Source organism: Mycobacterium sp. 1165178.9, assembly GCF_001673555.1.
GTDB lineage: Bacteria > Actinomycetota > Actinomycetes > Mycobacteriales > Mycobacteriaceae > Mycobacterium.
Map to the genome: position 1 here is coordinate 1 of NZ_LZMB01000586.1, position 20911 is coordinate 20911.

General features: G+C 66.7%; 22 protein-coding genes and 1 pseudogene. 10 read left to right on the plus strand and 13 right to left on the minus strand.

Translation table 11 applies throughout. The features are described 5' to 3' along the window. Positions 1–269: 269 nt before the first annotated feature. Positions 270–380, plus strand: a pseudogene (locus A5652_RS27275) (nuclear transport factor 2 family protein); the annotation flags it as partial. 42 nt (positions 381–422) lie between these two features. Here A5652_RS27275 and A5652_RS25440 read toward each other — a convergent pair. From A5652_RS25440 to bfr, 8 genes are all read right to left on the minus strand, one after another. After that, positions 423–857, minus strand: a complete 435-nt coding sequence (locus A5652_RS25440; protein ID WP_067358567.1) for an SRPBCC family protein — start codon at positions 855–857, stop codon at positions 423–425. Further along, entirely contained in the window at positions 857–1690 is an 834-nt protein-coding gene (locus A5652_RS25445) for a lysophospholipid acyltransferase family protein (RefSeq protein ID WP_067358569.1), read from the minus strand. The genes A5652_RS25440 and A5652_RS25445 overlap by 1 nt, the downstream gene beginning before the upstream one ends. 31 nt (positions 1691–1721) lie before the next feature. Next, positions 1722–2831 (minus strand): amidohydrolase family protein, encoded by a 1110-nt coding sequence (locus tag A5652_RS25450; protein ID WP_067358570.1) that lies wholly within the window; start codon positions 2829–2831, stop codon positions 1722–1724. Between the two features lie 11 nt (positions 2832–2842). After that, a complete protein-coding gene (locus A5652_RS25455) occupies positions 2843–4195 on the minus strand; it encodes a glutamine synthetase family protein (RefSeq protein ID WP_067358573.1) in 1353 nt (450 codons plus the stop codon). Positions 4196–4254: 59 nt separating this feature from the next. Then, positions 4255–5139: a TIGR03854 family LLM class F420-dependent oxidoreductase gene (locus A5652_RS25460; RefSeq protein ID WP_067358655.1), complete on the minus strand. Its 885-nt coding sequence runs from the start codon at positions 5137–5139 to the stop codon at positions 4255–4257. 79 nt (positions 5140–5218) lie between these two features. Continuing rightward, complete coding sequence (locus A5652_RS25465) at positions 5219–5713, minus strand: carboxymuconolactone decarboxylase family protein (protein ID WP_067358575.1); 495 nt, start codon at positions 5711–5713, stop codon at positions 5219–5221. A gap of 65 nt (positions 5714–5778) precedes the next feature. After that, complete coding sequence (locus tag A5652_RS25470) at positions 5779–7851, minus strand: MDR family MFS transporter (protein ID WP_067358578.1); 2073 nt, start codon at positions 7849–7851, stop codon at positions 5779–5781. Between the two features lie 87 nt (positions 7852–7938). After that, a complete protein-coding gene (gene bfr / locus A5652_RS25475; protein ID WP_067358580.1) occupies positions 7939–8418 on the minus strand; it encodes a bacterioferritin in 480 nt (159 codons plus the stop codon). Positions 8419–8753: 335 nt separating this feature from the next. Between bfr and A5652_RS25480 the strand changes: the two genes are divergently transcribed. Beyond that, positions 8754–8939, plus strand: coding sequence for a bacterioferritin-associated ferredoxin (locus A5652_RS25480; RefSeq protein ID WP_067358583.1), 186 nt, complete (start codon positions 8754–8756; stop codon positions 8937–8939). An 8-nt stretch (positions 8940–8947) separates the two neighbouring features. Here the strand turns inward: A5652_RS25480 and A5652_RS25485 are convergent, their stop codons facing one another. From A5652_RS25485 to A5652_RS25500, 4 genes are all read right to left on the minus strand, one after another. Beyond that, positions 8948–9697 carry an enoyl-CoA hydratase/isomerase family protein gene (locus A5652_RS25485; protein ID WP_067358586.1) on the minus strand — a complete coding sequence of 250 codons (750 nt, stop codon included), beginning with the start codon at positions 9695–9697 and terminating at the stop codon, positions 8948–8950. 73 nt (positions 9698–9770) lie between these two features. Then, positions 9771–10214 (minus strand): PPOX class F420-dependent oxidoreductase, encoded by a 444-nt coding sequence (locus tag A5652_RS25490; RefSeq protein ID WP_067358589.1) that lies wholly within the window; start codon positions 10212–10214, stop codon positions 9771–9773. Between the two features lie 9 nt (positions 10215–10223). Then, on the minus strand, positions 10224–10925 hold the full coding sequence (locus A5652_RS25495; protein WP_067358591.1) for an EthD domain-containing protein: 702 nt from the start codon (positions 10923–10925) through the stop codon (positions 10224–10226). A 26-nt stretch (positions 10926–10951) separates the two neighbouring features. Further along, entirely contained in the window at positions 10952–11887 is a 936-nt protein-coding gene (locus A5652_RS25500) for a hydrogen peroxide-inducible genes activator (RefSeq protein WP_067358593.1), read from the minus strand. A gap of 102 nt (positions 11888–11989) precedes the next feature. Between A5652_RS25500 and A5652_RS25505 the strand changes: the two genes are divergently transcribed. Genes A5652_RS25505 through A5652_RS25515 form a run of 3 tightly spaced genes read left to right on the plus strand, consistent with a single transcriptional unit; the run spans position 11990 to position 14491 of the window. After that, entirely contained in the window at positions 11990–12577 is a 588-nt protein-coding gene (locus tag A5652_RS25505) for a peroxiredoxin (protein WP_067358595.1), read from the plus strand. A gap of 38 nt (positions 12578–12615) precedes the next feature. After that, positions 12616–13152 (plus strand): alkyl hydroperoxide reductase, encoded by a 537-nt coding sequence (locus A5652_RS25510; protein ID WP_067358598.1) that lies wholly within the window; start codon positions 12616–12618, stop codon positions 13150–13152. A 22-nt stretch (positions 13153–13174) separates the two neighbouring features. Further along, positions 13175–14491: an alpha-amylase family protein gene (locus A5652_RS25515; protein WP_369805873.1), complete on the plus strand. Its 1317-nt coding sequence runs from the start codon at positions 13175–13177 to the stop codon at positions 14489–14491. A 156-nt stretch (positions 14492–14647) separates the two neighbouring features. Here the strand turns inward: A5652_RS25515 and A5652_RS25520 are convergent, their stop codons facing one another. Continuing rightward, positions 14648–15085 (minus strand): DUF1810 domain-containing protein, encoded by a 438-nt coding sequence (locus tag A5652_RS25520; RefSeq protein ID WP_067358600.1) that lies wholly within the window; start codon positions 15083–15085, stop codon positions 14648–14650. Between the two features lie 18 nt (positions 15086–15103). On the opposite strand from A5652_RS25520, the gene A5652_RS25525 reads away from it, so the two are divergent. From A5652_RS25525 to A5652_RS25545, 5 genes are all read left to right on the plus strand, one after another. After that, positions 15104–16345 carry an alpha-hydroxy acid oxidase gene (locus tag A5652_RS25525; RefSeq protein WP_067358601.1) on the plus strand — a complete coding sequence of 414 codons (1242 nt, stop codon included), beginning with the start codon at positions 15104–15106 and terminating at the stop codon, positions 16343–16345. 92 nt (positions 16346–16437) lie between these two features. After that, a complete protein-coding gene (gene lon / locus A5652_RS25530; protein ID WP_197514106.1) occupies positions 16438–18759 on the plus strand; it encodes an endopeptidase La in 2322 nt (773 codons plus the stop codon). 719 nt (positions 18760–19478) lie between these two features. Beyond that, entirely contained in the window at positions 19479–19868 is a 390-nt protein-coding gene (locus tag A5652_RS25535; protein ID WP_067358606.1) for a nitroreductase family deazaflavin-dependent oxidoreductase, read from the plus strand. A 40-nt stretch (positions 19869–19908) separates the two neighbouring features. After that, positions 19909–20241: a TfoX/Sxy family protein gene (locus A5652_RS25540; protein WP_067358608.1), complete on the plus strand. Its 333-nt coding sequence runs from the start codon at positions 19909–19911 to the stop codon at positions 20239–20241. 41 nt (positions 20242–20282) lie between these two features. Beyond that, the gene (locus A5652_RS25545) at positions 20283–20909 is read left to right on the plus strand and encodes an endonuclease (RefSeq protein WP_067358610.1); all 627 of its coding nucleotides are present in this window, start codon (positions 20283–20285) and stop codon (positions 20907–20909) included. Positions 20910–20911 lie beyond the last annotated feature (2 nt).

The following is a 20911-nucleotide window of genomic DNA, read 5'->3' on the forward strand; positions in this document are numbered from 1 at the left end:
AAGGCAACCAGGCTGTTGAAGTCCCAATAGTCTTTCCGTAGCCCGCACCTAGCGCTGTGCTGTGACCTGGGAAAACGAGGTCAGGGGTAAACGCTATGGACTGAACTATTTGGACATCAGCAATCAGCATAGTCCGTCAGGGCCACGCGGAGTTGCCGCCGATCACCCGGAAATGAGTCACGCCGATCATTTTCGCATCCAGCGAACCATTTTCGACACATCTCTCCCGTTTTCCCAGGTCACAGCACAGCGCTAGGTGCGGGCTACGGAAAGACTATTGGGACTTCAACAGCCTGGTTGCCTTCGCTCCCCCGAACCACTTCGAGGGCTTGGCTTCAGGTGATGTGAGCTGGGTCTTTGACGCTTCGGCACTGGTCTGACGATCCCGGGGCAACGCCGCCTGCGGCAGTGGCACGGTCGTCCTAGGACTCGGCCAGCTTCCGGAGGCGTTTCAACGTATCCGCGAGCGTGCGTCCCACCTGGCGCACGGCGACCCGGTCGGCGATGTACCCGAGTATTCCCCCAGGCGCCTGATACGACAGCCGGAACGTCACCTTTGTGCAGCCCTCGCCTGCGTCGCGCAGCCGCATCCGCCCGCGCAGTGTCACCCCTGTGATGCCCACCCAGGCAAGGTCGCGGCCGTCGTCGAACTCGACCACCTCGATCACCCCGCCAACGGGTACGGAGCCGATCTTCCAGTGGACGGTGTAGCGCGCACCGACACCGGCTGATTTATCGTTCGACGACTCCCACCGCTCGAGGTTCGTCATGAACGACGGGTAGCAGTTCGGGTCGCTGACGATTTTCCAGACCGCGTCGCGGTCGGCGTTGATGACGCAGCGGCGTTCGACGCGCATCAGCCGATCACCGGGAATCGTCGTTCGGCGGCCAGCCGGTCGACGCCCCCCTGCAGGGAGGCCATCACCTTGTCGTGCACCGCTTGATCGTCGCCGTCGACCTCGATCGGGTCTTGAACCTCGATCACGATCTTGGTGGGCAACGGAATGTGGCCCGCCAGGTCGCTGATGTTGAGGCCCCAGGGCAGGGCCAGCGATATCGGGATGCTCTTGAGCCGGAGCAACTTGTCGGCCATCAGCAACTTGGCCAGCCACTGCCCGCGGTTGAGGAAAAGCGCGCTTTCTTGCCCACCGATGCTGGCGACGGGGACGATCGGCACCCCGGCCTCGCGGGCCAACCGCACGTAGCCCATGCGCCCGCCGAAGTCGACCTTGTGGCGTTCCCACGAGGGCCTAAACACCTCGTAGTCGCCGCCGGGGTAGACCAGCAAAGCCGCCCCGGATTCCAGTGCGAGGCGGGCATTTTCGGGGTTGGCGGCGACGGTGCCAAACTTGCGCAGCGACCCGAGCGGCGGCGCGGAGACGACGAGGTCGTGCGCCAACTGGTAAAAGGGGCGCTCGACGCCGAAGTAGGAGCAGAAGGCGAGCGTGAAGACGAAGGTGTCGGGCGGCACGTTGCCGCCGCTGTGGTTGCCCACCAGCAGCACCGGGCCCTCGGACGGAATGCGGTCCAAGCCCCGCACATCAGCCCTGAAATAGAGCGACGCCAGCAACCAGGTTCCCGGCAGTTGGTCGCGGATATAGTCGGGATCGCGCTGGTCGAGGTCGGCTTTGGGCACCCACGACACCACCTTGTCGCGGGCCCACCCCAAGACGCCCTTCACGGTCGCCATGACCGGGGGTATACCCCGGCGTTACCGGGGGTCAAACGCGGTAGATACGCATGGCGTTCTCGCGGGCGATGAGATCGACCACCCGGACGGCGTCCGCCTCGCTCCAATCACCGCGGTCCACAAAATCCCGTAACACGCGGTCAATACCCCTGCGCCACAAAACGGCACCGAGAAAATGCAGCTCCGCCGGGCCGAATCCGTCCGACGAGTAGAGGACCTTGGAGAAGGGCGCCATCTCCAGCAGTCTCGCGAGGAAGGCCGGCGACCGCGCGCCCAGGTGGTTCACGCTCAGCCCGCCATCGAGATAGACGTTGTGAAACGCCTGCGCCAGATAGCCCGCCTCGCGCTCGTAGGGATAGCAGTGCAGCAGTACGATCGGAACGTCCGCCGCCTGTCGCAGAAAGTCAATCAGGAGAAGCGGATTCGCCCTGGACAGCTCGCAATCACGGTCACCGAACCCGACGTGGAACTGCAGCGGCTTGCCCAGCCGCAGCGCCTGGTGCAATCCGAACCGCAATAGGATCCGATCCTGCAAGCGGGTGCCGCCGCGCTCACGCCACCTGCCGGCCGACTCAGCGACCTCCGCCGTCGACGGCTCACTGAGATCGCCGGCGAATCCGCCACGATAGGCCAGAATCGATTTGAGGCCGACCGCGCCGTCCGCACGCCGACGCAGGATCTCCTCGAAAGCCGTCGCGTAGTCGCCCGGCGCTTGCGCCGCCTGCTCGGCTACCTCCTCGAGACGAACGATCTCGTGCGCGTGATTGCCGGACAGCCCGGCCACGTCCGTCACCCCGGCGACGCCGCCGCATCCGATCCCGGTGTCCACCAGCCAGTCGCTCACCCCGGCGACCGGTAAGAACAGGCGGGCCAGTTCGTCCTCGTTGAATTGGCTACGACGCTCCCAATAGGCCCGCGCATCACTGTGTTTGGGCAACCCCAGGACGGGTGCGCAATGAGCCCGCACCGCGAACCCGAGTTGTGAGTCGAAACCCGAATACCTGATGGGCTCGGTGTCGGCCTCGTTGAGCGCGTTCTCGAATCGCGACCGGTCTCCGGGCTTCAGCCAGCAGCCGTGGACATGCTGATCGATCAGTGCCACTTCGCCGATGTGTCGGGTCAGCGCGTTGTCGGAGACCATAACCGGCGCCGTCACAGGCTCCAGGCCATACGGAACTTGTCCGCCAGCTGCTCGGGCGACAGGTCGCCGTAGCGCTCCTGTTCCATGCGGCGAACCGCGACGACCATGTCGACCACGGGATCGCCCAGGATGCGGCGCATCGCTTCCGAACCCTCGAGTGCCGCAATCGCTTCGGCCTGCGAATCGGTCAAGCGCACGATACCGTCCCGCGCACGGTCGGAATCGGACAGAACGGCCGGGTCGACGGTGATCTCGGGGGGGAGTGCCAACTGGCACTTGATCCCGTCCAGGGCAAGGCCGAGAATCGCCGCCGACGCCAGGTACGGGTTCGCGGACGGGTCGACCATTTTCACCTCGACATTGCCGCCGCGCGGACTTCCCGGGCCGCCACTGACGAATCGCACTGCAGCCTCGCGATTTTCGGTGCCCCAGCACGCATAGGCGCCGGCCCAGTTGCCGGGCCGCATTCGTAAGCCGGAGACGATCGATCCGCACAGCACGCCTTGAGCCTCCGGCAGGCCGCGGACGACCCCCGCTATCGCGCCCTCCCCCGTAACTTTCATGCCGTGGGATTCGAGGCCATCGGAGAACAACGGGCCGTCGCACGCCGACAGCGAAAAGTGTTGATGCGCCCCGGATCCGACACCGTCGGCGAAGGGTGCGGGTGACAGGCTGATGCGCACCCCGTGGCGGCGGGCCGCGCGGGCGATGATGAGCCGCATCAGTATCAGCTGATCGGCGGCGGCAACCGGGGGCTGCGGCGACAGGGAGATCTCGAACTGGTTGGCGCCGTACTCTGGGTGAAACTGTTCGATCGAAATGCCGGCCCCCGTGGCCGATCCGATCACGTCCCGCACGAACTCCTCGTGCTCCAGCACACCGGCCAGGCCGTACTGCGCCCACAAGGTCGACGGGAGCCGCTCGCCGCCCGGCCCTACCAACAGGAACTCGATTTCGTGCCCGATCGCGGCCTCGGCGCCCGCTTCGGTGAGCGCGGCCTCGATCCGCCGCAACGTTCCCCGGCTGCAGGTGGGAACCGGTGTGCCGTCCTGTTCGAAAAACGCGGCGGGCGCCCAGGCCAGGCCGTCACCGACAATGCGCAACGCGGACAAGTCGATACGAAGACGCTGATCGCCCACCACGCCGACGTCGGGGGTGAAGGCGATGCCGGTTTGATCGATGGCGAACGCGTGCCACGACGGGCTGGCCCCCAAACCAGGATCCGCGAACGTGTTCGTTCGCCGGATCGGCACGGTCTTGGCCAGGGTCAGCCCGGCGGGATTCACCACGGTGCCGATAACCGTGTCGACGCCCTCGGCCTCCAGCTGGGCAATGGCCGCGGCGGCAAGCGGTGTGCCGGTCATGCAGGCATTCTCCCAACCTCGAACCGCTCCGGTACGCCAAACGGCTTGACCCGCAGCGCTCAGTTCTGCCGGCTGACCAGTTCGGTGACGAACCGATCCAGGAAGCCGTCGACCGGCGCCTTGCCCACCGGCCGGATGACGAATTTCGTCAATCCCGCCTCGATGTAGCCGTCGAGTTGCCGGTGCAGCTGATCCCACCCGGCGGCGATCAGTTCGCCGGGGTCACGGTCCGGGCGGCGGCGCCGTACCGCCGCGGCCAATTCGGCGGGCAGTTCCCCGTCTTCTGCAACGGCCAACGAGATGCCGAAGTGGTCGGTCTCGATGCTGCGCCCGGCTTGCGCGGCCGCCCGCTGGATCGCCTCGCGCCCGGCCCGCGCCTCGGCCGGGGTGAGGAAGCTGCCCAGCCAGCCGTCGCCGAGTGCGCCGACGCGTCGAAACGCCGCCGGCGCCGAGCCGCCGACCCAGATGTCCAGCGGCGGTGTCGGTTTCGGGGCGACGGCCACGTCGGTGACGCTGAAGTATCGGCCGGTGAAGGTCGCCGACTCCTCGATTAGCGCCGTACGCAGCAGGCGAAGCGACTCGTCGAACACGGCCGCGCGCTCACCTTCGGGGACGACGAAGGCCTCGCGTTCGGCCGGTATGGCTGAGCGGAGACCGAAGACGGGAAGCACCCGCTTCGGTGCGACGGCCGCCAGAGACGCCAACTGTTTTGCCACCAGCACCGGATGGCGCCCCGGCAGCACGGCCACCGAGGTGCCCACCTTCAGCCGGGTCGTCCGCGCGAGCGCATACGCCATGCCGACCACCGGATCGACGGCCGGGGAATACACCAGTTCGGAAAACCATAGCGAGTCCACCCCGCCGGCCTCGAGGTGATCGACGATGGCGGCCAGCTGATCTGGGGCGGTGTCCGCGCCGAGCCCGACGCCAAACCGAATCTTCACGGCCTCACCCTCCATGCCGATCGTCGCGTACGTATCGCAACACGGCGGTGGCGCCGTTTGTGCCCGCGAACGTGGGTGACTATGCGCGGCTGGGGATGGTGAGCCTGCAGGCCTGGCCGATGTCGAGGGTCCGCAGCACTCGACCCATCCCCACCCACAGCGCGCAGGACAGGGCCAGGTCAGCCAGCAGCTCATCGGAGAAGTGTTCGGCGCAGCGGCTCCAGAAGTCTTCGTCGTCGCGGAGGGCAGTGTGGTCGGTGGCGAAGCGGTCCGCGAACTCGGCGGCCAGCCGCTCCTGTTCGCTGTAGCCGGGCCAGGTGCGCCACTCGTGAACGTGGTCGTACAGCTCCTCGTCCACGCCCGCGGCGGGTCCGTCCTCGTCGCGGGTGTTGACGCAGACGACGCATTCGTTGCGGTGGGCGATCACGGCGCGGGCAAGTTCGCGGGTGCGCACCGGCAACCGGTTCTTGGTGTAGACCGCCTGGCTGAAGCCGCCGAGCGCGCCGCCGATGTCCGGAGACTTCGCAAACCAGCCGGCCAGGTCGTCGTCAGCAAATGTTCCGATTCGGCTCATGGCGTGATGGTACGCCCGCGTCAGGACCCGGAGCGGGGATGTCGGCGAATGGCTATCGGCACCGGTTAGCGAGCGGCCGCCGGAATGGCCATCGTTGGTTGTTCATCCTGCCAATCACGTTGTGCCAGAAGGCGATGCGCGACGCGGTCCAGCGCCGCTTCCACGGCGCGGCGGTCCGGGCGGCCTGCGAAGTCCGGTGACCGGGACAGCTTGTCAACGAGCCAGGCCAACAGGAGCGAGTGCACGTAGGCGACTTGTTGTCCCCCGGCCGGCGTGAGCCACAGCTGCTCGCCGTCGCGCTGCGCGTATCCGCCGGACACCAAGCGGGCGAAGGTCGGTTCGAGAACCTCGAACGGTACCCGCAGGTAGTCGGCCATGTCGGTGACGCGGGCGGTCCCGTACATCTGTGTGTAGCGGTTGATCCGCAGGACTCCCCAGAGCCCGGCGACGTCGAGCCGGCAGTCGGGTCGCATTGCGATGCTGCGCAACCGCATGCCGGGAACGCCGCGCATCATCCGGGCGATCGCGTTCTCCAGCATCTGGTCCGGGGTCTCGCTGGTCGGCATCCCGAACGCATCGCCGAGATCGACTGTGCTGTCGTGGAATTCCCGGAGCGGGACCTGCCGCAGGAACAGCGACAGCACGAATCCCACCAGGGCGACCGGAACCGCCCATCCGAACACGTGGGTGAGCGACTCGGCGTAGGCGGAGACGATCGGAGCGGCCGCTTCGCGGGGCAGCCGGTGCAGGGCCTCCGGCGACGCGGCGGCCGCGGCGGGCGCGTGGCTGGCCGCCATCGCCGGGCCGATCCGGCTGTGCAGGAAGTTCGTGAACAGTGAACCGAAGATGGCGGCCCCGAACGAGCTGCCGATCGTGCGGAAGAAGGTGACGCCGGAGGTCGCGACGCCGAGATCGTCGAAGCTCGAGGTGTTCTGCACGATCAGGACCAGGGTCTGCATGCACATCCCGATCCCGGCCCCGAGGATGACGAGGAACAATGATTGGACCAAAGCGGATGTCGACGGGTCCATCCGCGACATCAAAAAGAACGCCACCGCCATGACGGCGGTGCCGGCGACGGGAAAGACTTTGTACCTGCCCGTGCGGCCGACGATGACCCCACTGCCCATCGACGTGGTCAGCATTCCGATCACCATCGGCAGCGTGCGCAGGCCCGACGTCGTGGCCGAGACACCGTCGACGAACTGCATGTACGTCGGCAGGAACGTCAGGGCGCCCAGCATCGCGAACCCGACCACGAAGGACAGCACGCAGCAGACGGTGAACACCGAACTACCGAACAACCGGATCGGCAGGATGGGCTCGGCGGCGCGGCTCTCCACCCAGGCGAAGGCGCACAACGCGACCACCGAGCCGACGAACAGGCCGATGATCATGGGCGACCCCCACGGATAGGTGGTCCCGCCCCAACTGGTGGCCAGTGTCAGGCCGGCGGCGCCAAGTCCGACGAACAGGATCCCGGTGTAGTCGATCGCCGGTTTGGTGCGTTCCGTCAGCGCGGGGATGGCGGCTGCCGCCACAAAGAAGACCACGACCGAGATCGGCACGTTGATCCAGAACGCCCACCGCCAGGTGAAGTGGTCGGTGAAGTAGCCGCCGAGCAACGGGCCGATCACGGTGGTGACGCCGAACACCGCTCCCATCGCCCCTTGGTAGCGGCCGCGGTCCCGCAGCGGGATCACCTCGCCGATCAGGGCCATGGCGGTCACCATGAGCCCGCCGCCTCCGACGCCCTGCAGTGCGCGCGACGCGACCAGCATGCCCATCGAACTCGAAAGCCCGCACAGCACGGATCCCGCGACAAAGAACACGACGGCCGCCTGGAACACCCGCTTGCGGCCGAACAGGTCACCGAACTTGCCGACGAGGGCGGTGATGATGGTCGAGGCGAGGAGGTAACTGGTCACGACCCACGATTGATGGCCTGCGCCACCGAGATTGGCGACGATGGTCGGCAACGCCGTCGCCACGATCGTCTGGTCCAGTGCGGCCATCAGCATGCCGAGCAGGATCGCCACGAAGATGAAATTGCGTCGCTGCGGGTCGACCGCGATATTGACGGGTTGCGAATCCGAAGCGCGGCCGGCCGAAGCCGCTGCTGGTGTCGCCCTCGTCATGCCTGCCTTCCCACGGCGTTCGATGGTAACGAGTGCCCACGGTCAACCGGTGGCAACCAAAACCCGCGTAGGACGGCGCCCGAGGGTTCAGCTGGGTGGGCGGGACACGCATTGCGCCGAGTACAGCTCCACGCCCAGCTTGTCCATCAACTCGAGTTGGGTCTCGAGGTAGTCGATGTGCTTTTCCTCGTCGGCCACGATGTCCTCGAAAAGGTTCGCCGTGGTGGAGTCCTGCTTTTCCCGGCACAGGATGATCGCCGGCTTGAGTCGCTCCATCACCTCGTATTCGATAGCCAGGTCGGCCTCGAACTGCTCGCGCAGCGTCTGGCCGATGCGCAGTGAGAACAGGCGCTGGTAGTTCGGTAACCCGTCGAGCAACAGGATGCGGTCGGTGATCGCCTCGGCGTGGCGCATCTCGTCGAACGATTCGGCCCGGGTGTGCTCAGCTAACTCGGTGAACCCCCAGTTGTCCTGCATTTTGGAGTGCAGGAAGTATTGGTTGATCGCGGTGAGCTCGCTGGTCAACTGCTCGTTGAGCAGACGCAAAACTTCCGGATCCCCTTGCATTGTCACTCCTACGGTGTGAGCGCTGTCATGTGTGGCCGCGGTGGGTGCGCTGGGCGCAAGCGCACCAAACCTGGGCTGTAGCAGCACTTTGCCACGGCCGCTTGGAATGTTCCAGCAAGGTTTGGCTGCACTCAGTGAGGTCCCGAGTGAGGTAAGTCGCCCCTTGGTTAGGTTAGACTGCACTAACGAACTTAGGTTAGACTCCACTAATAAGCGCCACGCGTATTCGGCCTCACCGCCACGGTGCCCGAGGATTCGGAACGCCGGTGTCGGGGACGAATCGCAGACGCTCGACCAAACGACGAAGGGGACGCGGACGTGCAGGAGGTGCGCTGATGTACGTGTGCCTCTGTGTTGGGGCAACCAACCAGACCGTTTGCGATGTCGTCGCCCAGGGCGCATCGACCTCCAAAGAGATCGCCGCTGCCTGTGGCGCCGGCGGCGACTGCGGCCGCTGCCGGCGTACCCTGCGTGCCATCCTCGCCGACTCGGCCAAATTGCGGACGGCGCAGTCGGTTTAGCTACCGCCTCAGAGTTTGTTGAAGTCGGCCAGGGCGGCCGCGTTGGCTTGCGCACCCATGAGTTCGGCGAAGTGCGCGTTCTCCCGTGCGGTGGCCGCCACGATCTCTGGGCGGACCGGTTCCATCATCGTGTGCTTGACGGCCATCAAGCTCGAAATCGGGCGGGAGGCAAGGATTTCGGCGTGCTGGCGGGCCTGCACCAACAGCTCGTCGGGCTCGCAGACGCGCCAGACGAGCCCCATTCGCAACGCCTCGTCGGCGCCGACCCATTCCGACGACATCAACAGCCAGGCCGCGTTCTGCCGGCCCACCAGCTGGGGCAACAGGTACGACGAGGCCGCTTCGGGCGCCACGCCCAGGCTGGTGAACGGGCACTTCAGGCGTGCGGTCGACGACATGAACGCCAGATCGGCGTAGCCGAGGATGGTGGCGCCGATCCCGACGCCCACGCCGTTCACCGCGCAGATCAGCGGCTTGGGAAACGCGCTGAGCGCGGTGATCAGCCCGATGAAGCCGTGCTTACCCGGGGTAAAGCCGGGATCGGCGATCCGAGCCTGCATCTCGGCCAGGTCGGTGCCGGCGCTGAAGCCACGCCCGGCGCCGGTCAGCAGCACGACGGCGACTTCCGGGTCTTCGGCGGCGGCGAGCAGCGCCTCGGCGGTGGCGTCGTAGAGGGCTTCGTTGAACGCATTGAGCGCCTCGGGCCGATTCAGCGTGAGGGTGCGTACCCGTTTGTCGTCATCGATCTGCAGCGTCACTCCAGCAGCCTAGTGGGGATCGCAAGCGCGGCGCAGCCGGGCGCAGCGGGTCACCACGCCAGCAGCCCCGAGGCTAGCCGTTGCTGTAGACGCGGGTTGGGGCGATCAGCACCACGGCGCGCCGCTCGGAAGCCATCACCCGGTCGTACTCGTCCCAGTTGTCGTGGGTGCCGCCCGCGGCGGTGAACACGTCGCGGAGCAGCAACCGCAGCTGATCCGCTTCCGTCAGCCAGGGCTGCTCGTCGTCGGGGCCGACCAGTTCGGCGCCGCCCTCGACGGTCGCCCACTGCCAGCCGTTGCGGAAAGTCACCGCCAGCTGCGGCCGGGCACGCAGGTTCGCCAGCTTGACCTTCCCGTAAGTGGTAAAGCCCAGGACTTGTTCACCACTCGAAGGGTGCGCCAGCAGGCCCACGTTGACCAGCGAAGCCTGCACCGTCCCGTCGGCGCGAACCGTCGATATCACCGCCAGACCGCTTTCTTCCTTGGCCAGGGCGACTGCCTCGTCGAGTGTTGTCATGAGCGGTCCTCAATCCCGGAACGGTGTCTCGAATACGTAGCGGCTGGTCGGCACGGTGTCGATGTTCTCGTTGGCGCCGAATGCAGTTGTGCTGGCGACCATTCGGCCCAATCGGTCCTGTAAATCGTCATCATCGGCGGCTCCGAAGAAAGCCTTGAGGTCGGTGATGGCCTCCGGTGGGAACAACTCCTCGACGATGCCCGCGATTCCCGGTGCATTCGGCGTAAGCGCCCGCACCACCCAATTCTGGGTGTAACCGAACGTCGACTGCGTTTCGATGGCGACCGATGTGTGGTCACGCTGCCAACGGTTCAGCCAGGTTGCCTGATCCATGCCGTCGGGCCGGCGCAGCAGCGCGATATTGGCCAAACCTGGTGTGCGAGTGCCGGACTCGACGGCCGGCGCGCTCAGTGGGACCGATTCGGTCACCAGGTAAGCGGCCAGCTGCTCACATTCCTGGGCGAGGAATTTGAGTGCCGCCGTTGTCTGGTCGCCGTAGCACTGCTGGGTCCACATGCTCACCACCGCGGCCACTGGCGGGTCCAAGGTAGTCAGTGTCATCAGCGAGTGACGCACGGCGCCGTCACGAACGTTCATCTGCAGCCCGGCGACGCCCAGCTGCAGCAGCGCGTCGGCGATGTGGCCGCGTTGCCGAGCGCACCATGCGTCATCCGGCTCGGCACGCCTCAGCACTGCGATGACCTTCTCCATACGCAGAACTTACAGTCGGCACGCGGCTACTTCACCAGCCGCACCTGGTGCTGGCTGCTGACCAATTTGCCGATGATCCCCGCCAGCCGGCGGTAGGACTCGTCGCGTCCGCTCGACGAGCGGAAAACCAGACCGATGCGCCGACCCGGGCGGGGCGCGGCGAACTGCGCGAGGCCCAGGCGGCTTCGGGACGCCTCGACCGGCACCGCGCTCTGCGGAATGAGCGTCACGCCCAGGCCGCCGGTCACGCATTGCACGGCGGTTGCGAGCGACGCCGCCCGGGTATTGGCCAGCTCCGCTCGCACACCCGCCTTATGGCAGACGTCGAGTGCCTGGTCGCGCAGGCAGTGCCCCTCATCCAGCAACAGCAACGGCAGGTCCGCCAGCGCGGTCGCCGGCACCCGGCGCTTGCCCGCCAGCGGATGACCCGGAGGCAGGGCCAGCACGAAATCCTCGTCATAGATCGGGATCGCGGTGATGCCGGGGCCCTCGGCCGGCAGGGCGATCAGGGCCGCGTCCAATGCGCCTTCCCGCAACACCGCCAATAGGCGTTCGGTCTGGTCTTCGGTCACCCGCAGTGCCAGCTCCGGCAGCTGTTCGGCGACACCGGCCAGCACCGTCGGCAGCACATAGGGTGCCACCGTGGGTATCAGGCCCAACCGCATGCCGGCCCGTAACGGATCCGACGAACCCGCGGCCGCGGCGCTGAACGCGTCCGCGGCCTCGACGACGGCCTGGGCGCGCGGCAGCAGCTGCCCGCCCTCCGTTGTCAAGAAGACCCGCCGGGTGGAGCGCTCGATCAGCTGGGTGCCCAACCCGGCTTCCAGCGCCGCCAGCGCCTGCGACAACGTGGACTGACTTAGCCCGAGAGCCGTTGCCGCACTGCTGAATTGCCGCTTCTCGGCGACCGCGACGAACGCGCGTAAGCCGGCGATCGTGGGTTGATAAGACTTATCGGTCATACCTATGAGCCTAGTGGGAAATATCACCTTTACTTCAACTAGGGTACGCGGCAACATGGTGAAGGAAAAGCTAATCTTGATTGAATCCAGACAAGGAGCGATATGCCTCTGCTGACCATCGGCGACCAGTTCCCCGCCTACGAGCTCACTGCGTTGATCGCGGGCGATCTGTCCAAGGTCGACGCCAAGCAGCCTGGGGACTACTTCACCACGATCACCAATGAGGACCACGCCGGCAAGTGGCGCGTGGTCTTCTTCTGGCCGAAGGATTTCACCTTCGTGTGCCCGACCGAGATTGCCGCGTTCGGCAAGCTCAACGACGAATTCGAAGACCGCGACGCGCAGGTGCTCGGCGTGTCGATCGACAGCGAGTTCGTGCACTTCAACTGGCGCGCACAGCACGAGGACCTGAAGAAGCTGCCCTTCCCGATGCTCTCGGACATCAAGCGGGAGCTGAGCCTGGGTACCGGCGTGCTCAACGCCGACGGCGTCGCGGACCGGGCGACCTTCCTCGTCGACCCGAACAACGAGATCCAGTTCGTTTCGGTCACCGCGGGCTCCGTGGGCCGCAACGTCGAAGAAGTGCTGCGTGTCCTGGACGCGCTGCAGTCCGACGAACTGTGCGCCTGCAACTGGCGCAAGGGTGACCCGACGCTGGACGCCACCGAGCTGCTCAAGCAGTCGGCCTGATTGTCCGCTGATCGCATAAGGTCGGATTAGGAGGCGAAATGAGCATAGAAAACCTCAAGGAAGCGCTACCGGAGTACGCGAAGGACCTCAAGCTCAACCTGGGTTCGATCACCCGCACCACCGAGCTCAACTCCGAGCAGCTGTGGGGCACGCTACTGGCCAGCGCCGCGGCTACCCGGAACACGCAGGTGCTCACGGAGATTGGTGCCGAGGCGGCCGGCATCCTGTCCGCCGAGGCGTACAACGCGGCGCTGGGAGCCGCATCGATCATGGGCATGAACAACGTGTTCTACCGTGGCCGGGGCTTCCTGGATGGCAGGTACGACGACCTGCGCGCGGGGTTGAGGATGAACATCATCGCCAACCCCGGCGTGGAGAAGGCTAACTTCGAGCTGTGGTCCTTCGCGGTGTCGTCGATCAACGGATGCCCGGACTGCGTGGCCGCTCACGAGCACACGCTGCGCGAATCCGGTGTGAGCCGGGAAACCATCCAGGAGGCGTTGAAGGCCGCGGCGATCATTTCCGGTGTGGCACAAGCGATCGTCGCCGCCCAGACGCTGGCAGCCGTCGGCTGATCGCGCCGCCGTGACCAGTGCCGTGAGCGAACCCGCCTGGGTCCAGCACGCCATCTGGTGGCAGGTCTACCCCCTGGGGTTCGTGGGAGCATTCCCCACGCCGCAGTCAACCGAGCCGCCGCAACCGGAGGAACGCCGGTTGCGGCGGCTCGTCGACTGGCTGGACCATGCCATCGAACTCGGCGCATCGGGCATTGCGCTAGGTCCCGTCTTCGCCTCGCGCACACACGGTTACGACACCACCGACCACTACCGCATCGACCCCCGGCTGGGCGATGACGCCGACTTCGACCACTTGGTCGCCGAGGCGCATCGCCGCGGACTGCGGGTCCTTCTCGACGGGGTGTTCAATCATGTGGGCCAGGATTTCGCTCGCTACCGCGCGGCGGCCGATGACGACGGGGCCGCGCGCTGGTTTCGCGGACGTCCCGGTCGTTTCCACACCTTCGAGGGCCATTCCGGGCTGATCACCCTCAACCACGACAACCCCGAGGTCGCCGACTACGCCGTCGACGTGATGACGCACTGGTTGGGACGCGGCGCCGACGGTTGGCGTCTCGATGCCGCTTACGCGGTGCCACACCACTTCTGGGCATCGACCCTGCCGAGGGTGCGTGAGCGCTACCCGGACGCCTGGTTCGTCGGTGAACTCATCCACGGCGACTACGCCGCGGACGTGCGGGCTGCCACCTTCGACTCGGCCACGCAATACGAGCTGTGGAAGGCGATCTGGAGCAGCCTCAACGACGGCAACTTCTTCGAACTCGATTGGGCGCTGCAGCGCCACAACGACTTTTTGACCGCCTTCGCGCCGCTGACGTTCATCGGCAACCACGACGTAACCCGCATCGCCAGCCGGCTGGACGCGCCCCAACATGTGGCCCACGCGCTGGTGCTGTTGCTGACGATTGGCGGAGTGCCCAGCGTGTACGCCGGCGACGAGCTCGGGTTTGCGGGAGTGAAGGAAGAACGGTACGGCGGCGACGACGCGGTTCGACCCGAGTTCGGTTCTCCCCCACTGCACTTGGATGAGTCCGGCGTCGAGACCTGGCGGTTGCACCAGTATCTGGTCGGGCTGCGGCGCCGCTACCCCTGGCTGCACGCGGCATCCACAACCGCGCGGCTGCTCAAAAACCGGCAGTACGTGTACGAGACGCGCAGCGGCGACGATGCGCTGCTGGTGGTGCTCAATATCGACGACGAGCCGCTGCGCGTCTCGCTACCGGAGCTGGGCACGGCCCGCGCAAAGGTGATCGGCGGATCGGCGGCCCCGCCGCAGGAGGTCGTCGACACCCTCGCGGTCGAGGCGCACGGCTGGCGGATCCTGAGCCCGGCCTAGGGGCGATCGCGAGCGCGGCGTAGCCGGGTGAAGCGGGTCGCCCCCGTCAGAACAGGGGCGATCGCGAGCGCGGCGTAGCCGGGCGAAGCGGGTCGCCCCCATCAGAACACTGGCGATCGCGAGCGCGGCGTAGCCGGGTGAAGCGGGTCGCCCCCATCAGAACTTCGTCAGCCGATCCAGCGTCAGCCGGTCTTGGTCGCCGCCGTAGTACTTGTCGAGCACCGCGATGAAGTCCTGGTTGTCCTCGGTGGCGCGGGCGAACAGCGTCATCGACGAGCGCAGTTTGAGGTCGTCCGGCGAGCCGAGAATCTGACCGATGGATCGCCCCTGCACCGCGGCGACCAGCCGGGAACACTCGCGCAGCCGCGGCCCCAGCAGCTCATGGCGCAGATAGGCTTCGGCTTCGTCGAGCGAGGCGATGCCGAACCGTGCCGCCATGGCGCTGCCGCCCAGCCCGCGCAGCTGCGGAAAGACGAACCACATCCAGTGACTGCGTTTTCGCCCAGCGCGCAGCTCGGCGATGACGTCGCCGTACACCGGCTCCTGCGCGTCCACAAAGCGATTGAGGTCGAACGGGTCGGCTGCCGAGTCCATTTGACTACGGTTGCACACATGGCAGTCCGACGACGAGTGCCCAAAGTGCGCGACCTGGCACCGCTGATGCAATTCAAGCGGCCCCTATTCAACGCGACCCGGCGCCGCCTCGACGCCGCCTACACCATCGAGGATCTGCGAGCCATCGCCAAACGCCGCACCCCCAAGGCGGCGTTCGACTACACCGACGGCGCGGCCGACGACGAGCTGTCGCTTGCGCGTGCGCGACAAGCGTTCCGCGACATCGAATTTCATCCGACTATCCTGCGCGACGTCTCCCAAGTCACCGCGGGCTGGGACGTGTTGGGCCAGCCGGTGGTGTTGCCGTTCGCGATCGCGCCCACCGGTTTCACCCGATTGATGCACACCGAGGGCGAGATCGCCGGCGCGCAGGCGGCCGCCCGCGCGGGAATCCCGTTCTCGCTGTCCACGCTGGGCACCTGCGCGATCGAGGATCTGGTCACCGCCGTCCCGCAGGGCCGAAAGTGGTTCCAGCTCTACATGTGGCGCGATCGCGAGCGCTCGATGGCGCTGGTGCAGCGCGCCGCCGCCGCGGGATTCGACACCCTGCTGGCGACCGTCGACGTTCCCGTCTCCGGTTCCCGGCTGCGTGATAACCGCAACGGCATGACGATCCCGCCCACGCTGACACTGCGCACCGTGCTCGACGCGGTGCCACACCCGAAATGGTGGTTCGATCTGCTGACCACCGAGCCGCTGGCCTTCGCCTCGCTGGATCGCTGGCCGGGCACCGTCTCCGAGTACCTGAGCACCATGTTCGACCCGAGCCTCACCTTCGACGACCTGGAATGGATCAAGGCGCAATGGCCCGGAAAGCTCGTCGTGAAGGGGATTCAGACGCTCGAGGATGCGCGCGCCGTCGTCGACCGCGGCGTCGATGGCCTCGTGTTGTCCAATCATGGTGGGCGCCAACTGGACCGGGCCCCGGTACCCTTTCACCTGCTGCCCATCGTCGCTCGCGAACTCGGGAAACACACCGAGATCCTGGTGGACACCGGCATCATGTCGGGCGCCGACATCGTCGCCGCGATCGCGCTGGGGGCCCGCTGCACACTGGTGGGGCGGGCCTACCTCTACGGCCTGATGGCCGGCGGCGAAGCGGGCGTCAGCCGTGCGATCGACATCATCGCGAGCGGCATTCTGCGGACCATGGCGTTGCTCGGCGTCACCTGTCTGCAAGAGCTGTCACCGGAGCACGTCACGCAGCTGAGACGGTTGGGTCCGGTTCCCCCAGTGTGAGACGGGCCTCACGCTCGCAGCGAAACCTGGTTTGGGAACAAACCGGCGCTAGGCTGGGTTAAGCGCATCAGACTCAACTTTTGGAGGATTTGATGGCTGAAGCCAAGTCGGTGCCGGTGCTGTTTGTCACTGACACCATCGTGTTGCCCGGGATGGTGGTTCCGATCGCGCTGGACGAGGCCGCCCGCGCGGCGATCGATGCCGCTCAGGCGAGCGACTCCGGGCAGCTGCTGATCGCCCCCCGGTTGGAGGACCGGTACCCGTCACACGGCGTGATAGCGAAAATATTGCAGGTCGGACGCATCGCAGGCGGCGGCACCGCTGCGGTGGTGCGCGGTGAGCGCAGGGCCCAGATCGGGGCTGGAGCGTCCGGACCGGGTGCGGCGCTGTGGGTCGAGGTGACCGAGGTCCCCGAGACCGAGGCGACGGATGAGATCAAGGCGATGACGGCGGAGTACAAGAAGCTGCTGCTTGCCATGCTGCAACGGCGCGAGGCCTGGGAGATCATCGACTACGTCAACAGGTTGACCGACCCGTCGGCGCTGGCGGACACCTCCGGCTACGCGTCCTACCTGACTAATGCGCAGAAGCGGCAGCTGCTGGAAACCGTCGATGTTGCCGAGCGGTTGCGTGTGCTGATCGATTGGACCAGTGACCATCTCGCCGAGGTCGAGGTCAGCGACAAGATCGCCGAGGATGTGCGCGAGGGCATGGAGAAGACGCAGAAGGAGTTTCTGCTGCGTCAACAGCTAGCGGCCATCCGTAAGGAGCTGGGCGAAGGCGAACCCGACGGTTCGGATGACTACCGGGCCCGCGTCGAGGCGGCCGAGCTGCCCGAAAAAGTGCGCGAGGCCGCCCTGCGCGAGGTCGGCAAGCTGGAGCGTTCCAGCGACCAAAGCCCGGAAAGCGGATGGATTCGCACCTGGCTCGACACCGTGCTCGAGCTGCCCTGGAACGTCCGCACCGAGGACTCGACCGACCTGAAGGCCGCACGCGAGGTCCTGGACGCCGACCACCACGGGCTGGACGACGTCAAGGACCGCATCGTCGAGTACCTGGCCGTGCGGGCCCGCCGCGCCGAGCGCGGGCTGCAGGTCGTCGGTGGACGCGGCTCCGGCGCGGTGATGGTGCTGGCCGGCCCTCCCGGCGTCGGCAAGACGTCGCTGGGCGAGAGCGTGGCCCGGGCGTTGGGCCGCAAGTTCGTCCGCGTCGCCCTGGGCGGCGTGCGCGACGAGGCCGAGATCCGTGGGCACCGCCGCACCTATGTGGGCGCGCTGCCGGGCCGGATCGTGCGCGCGATCGGCGAGGCGGGATCGATGAATCCCGTTGTGCTGCTGGACGAAATCGACAAGGTCGGTTCCGACTACCGCGGCGACCCGAGTGCGGCGTTGCTCGAGGTGCTCGACCCCGCGCAGAACCACACCTTCCGCGACCACTACCTGGATCTGGACCTGGACCTGTCCGACGTGGTGTTCCTGGCCACCGCCAACGTCATCGAGAACATCCCCTCGGCGCTGCTGGACCGCATGGAGCTGGTGGCTATCGACGGGTACACCGAGGACGACAAGGTCGCCATCGCGCGTGACTACCTGCTGCCCCGGCAGCGGGAGCGGGCGGCGCTTACCGAGGACGAGGTCATCGTGACCGATGACGCGCTGCGCAAGATCGCCGCCGACTACACCCGCGAGCCGGGGGTGCGGCAGTTCGAACGGCTGCTGGCCAAGGCATTGCGCAAGGTGACCACCAAGCTGGCCGAGGATCCGGCGTCGCTGACCATCGACGAGCCGGACCTGGTTGACTTCCTGGGCCGCCCGCGGTTCATGCCGGAGTCGGCCGAGCGCACGGCGGTGCCCGGGGTGGCCACCGGCCTGGCCGTGACAGGCCTGGGGGGCGACGTGCTCTACATCGAGGCCGGGGCCACCGACGGCGAGCCCGGTTTGCAGCTGACGGGACAGCTGGGTGACGTGATGAAGGAGTCGGCGCAGATCGCGCTGTCCTACGTGCGCTCCCACGCCGCCGAGCTGGGCGTCGACCCCAAGGCGCTGGACCGGCGCATCCACGTCCACGTGCCGGCGGGCGCGGTGCCCAAGGACGGCCCGTCGGCCGGGGTCACCATGGTGACCGCGCTGGTATCGATGGCGACCGGCCGACAGGTCCGCTCCGACGTCGGCATGACCGGCGAGGTCACGCTCAACGGCCGGGTGCTGCCCATCGGCGGCGTCAAGCAGAAGCTGCTGGCGGCCCAACGCGCCGGATTGTCAACGGTTTTCATCCCGGCGCGCAACGAGCCGGATCTGGACGACGTGCCGGGCGAGGTGCTCGAGGCGCTGGACGTGCGGCCCATGACCGACGTCGCCGAGATCGTGGCCCAGGCGCTGGAACCGGCGGCCGACGGCGCCAGGGTGGCCGCGTGAGGAACTGTTAACCGAGTCGAACACGCCTTCTTAGTGGAGCCCCGGGGATTGCCTAGAGGTTTTGGGTTCCTTGGGCCGGGGGTAGCCACAAGCGCAGAGGCAAAGCCAGCCGAGGGGGGTTTGACCTCCACCCGACGTCGCAGGACGTGGGTGACGAACAACAAATCGCGCCGTGAAGCCGCTGAAAGGGCGGTGAGCGGCCGGACAAGGAGTTCATCGTGAGGTTGAACAGAATAGCTGCTAGCGCCGCTATTGCGGGCGCGTTGACGACAGGCGCGCTCGGAGTGGGCGTGGGGTTGGCACAGGCCGACCCCAATGGCCCGCACCCAGGCCCGAACGTGCCGGGGCCAAACGTGCCAGGCCCGAACGTTCCTGACCGGGATGGACCGGGTCAGGGGCAGTGGATCCCTGGGCAGCCGATTTGTAACGGCGGGCCGGGTGTCAACTGCAATGGTCCGGGCACACCGCTTCCGCCCGGGCAGCACGGCTTTCCGCCGCCCGGACACTACAACGACCCGGGCGGGTATGGGTATCCGGCCCGCTGGGCACCGATGGGCCAACCGGGTGACTACCCAGTCGTGTTCAACCCGGCTGTAAACCAGTGGGGCGTTTTCTTGCCCGACGGTACCTTCGTTCCGGCGCCGCCGGTCTAAACGGCTCGTTCGAGGCAGCCGCCGCTTCTGCGGCGGCTGTTCTCGTTTGCGGGCACAATCCAAGCCATGAGTGACTTTGCGAAGCTTAAGCGGCAAGTCGTCCATCGCATTCAGAAGTTGGCGGTGAATCCGGTGGGCCGTCAGTTGCCAATGACGATGCTGGAAACGACCGGACGCAAGAGCGGGCAGCCGCGGCGTACCGCGGTGGGCGGGCGCGTCCTGGACAACCAGTTCTGGATGGTCTCCGAACACGGCGAGCACTCGGACTATGTCCGCAACATCAAAGCCAATCCTGCTGTCCGCGTGCGGGTTGGCGGGCAATGGCGTAACGGGACAGCGCACCTGCTGCCCGACGACGACGCCGTCCAGCGGCTGGGCAACCTGCCGCGACTGAACAGCGCGATGGTGCGGCTGATGGGAAGCGAGCTGCTGACCATCCGCGTCGATCTGGACTGACGCCGTCCCATCTGTCGGTCGGCGGGATTAGGGTCGGCGCATGGCTTACGACGAGGATCTGGCCAACCGGATCCGCGAACTCCTCGGCTCTGAGCCTGGCGTCGAGGAGAAACGGATGTTCGGCGGCCTGGCGTTTCTGATCAACGGCAACATGTCGGTGGCCGTCAGCGGCCAGGGCGGGCTGCTGGTGCGGGTGCCGCCGGCGGACACCGACAAGCTCTGTGAGCGCGCCCATGTGAGCCCGATGGTGATGGCCGGCCGGGAAGCCCGAGGCTGGCTGCGCGTAGAGGTCACCGGTGTGCAAACCAAACGCCAGCTTCACAGTTGGGTGAACCGTGGAGTCGGCTACGCGCGAAGCCTGCCGCCCAAGTAGCGCCCGGTTTGCTCGCCCGGAGCGCGGGTACGCGGGTGCCTATGGACAAGCGGGTGCGGCGACTGCTCGATGTCGCGGGTACCACGTACGCGTCGCAGGCGCGTATCACCATGAGCGACAAGCCGATGCCCCTGTTTCAGCTTCTGGTGCTGTGCATGCTTGCCAGCAAGCCGATCGACGCGGGCATCGCCATGGCCGCCGCGCGCGAACTGTTCAAGGCCGGTCTCCGGACACCCAAAGCCGTACAGGCCGCGGACCGGCGGACCATGATCGAGGCGTTCGGACGCGCACATTACGTCCGCTATGACGAGAGCTCTGCGACCCGACTCGCCGAAATGGCCGACCGTGTTCGCGACGATTACTCAGGTGATCTACGCAGACTGGCCGATCGCAGCCAGTGCGACCCGGCGGCGATCAAACGAATGCTCAAGAAATTCAAGGGAATCGGCGACACCGGCGCGGACATCTACCTGCGCGAAGTTCAGGACGTGTGGACGTGGGTACGTCCATACTTCGACGACCGCGCCATCCGCACCGCCAAACAATTGGGTTTGCCCGCCACCCCTGAACAGCTCGGATCACTTGCGCCCCAGGCTAATGCGCGCCTCGCCGCCGCGCTGGTCAGGGTGTCGCTCGACGACGATGTGCGTCGGCGCGTGACCGGCTGAGC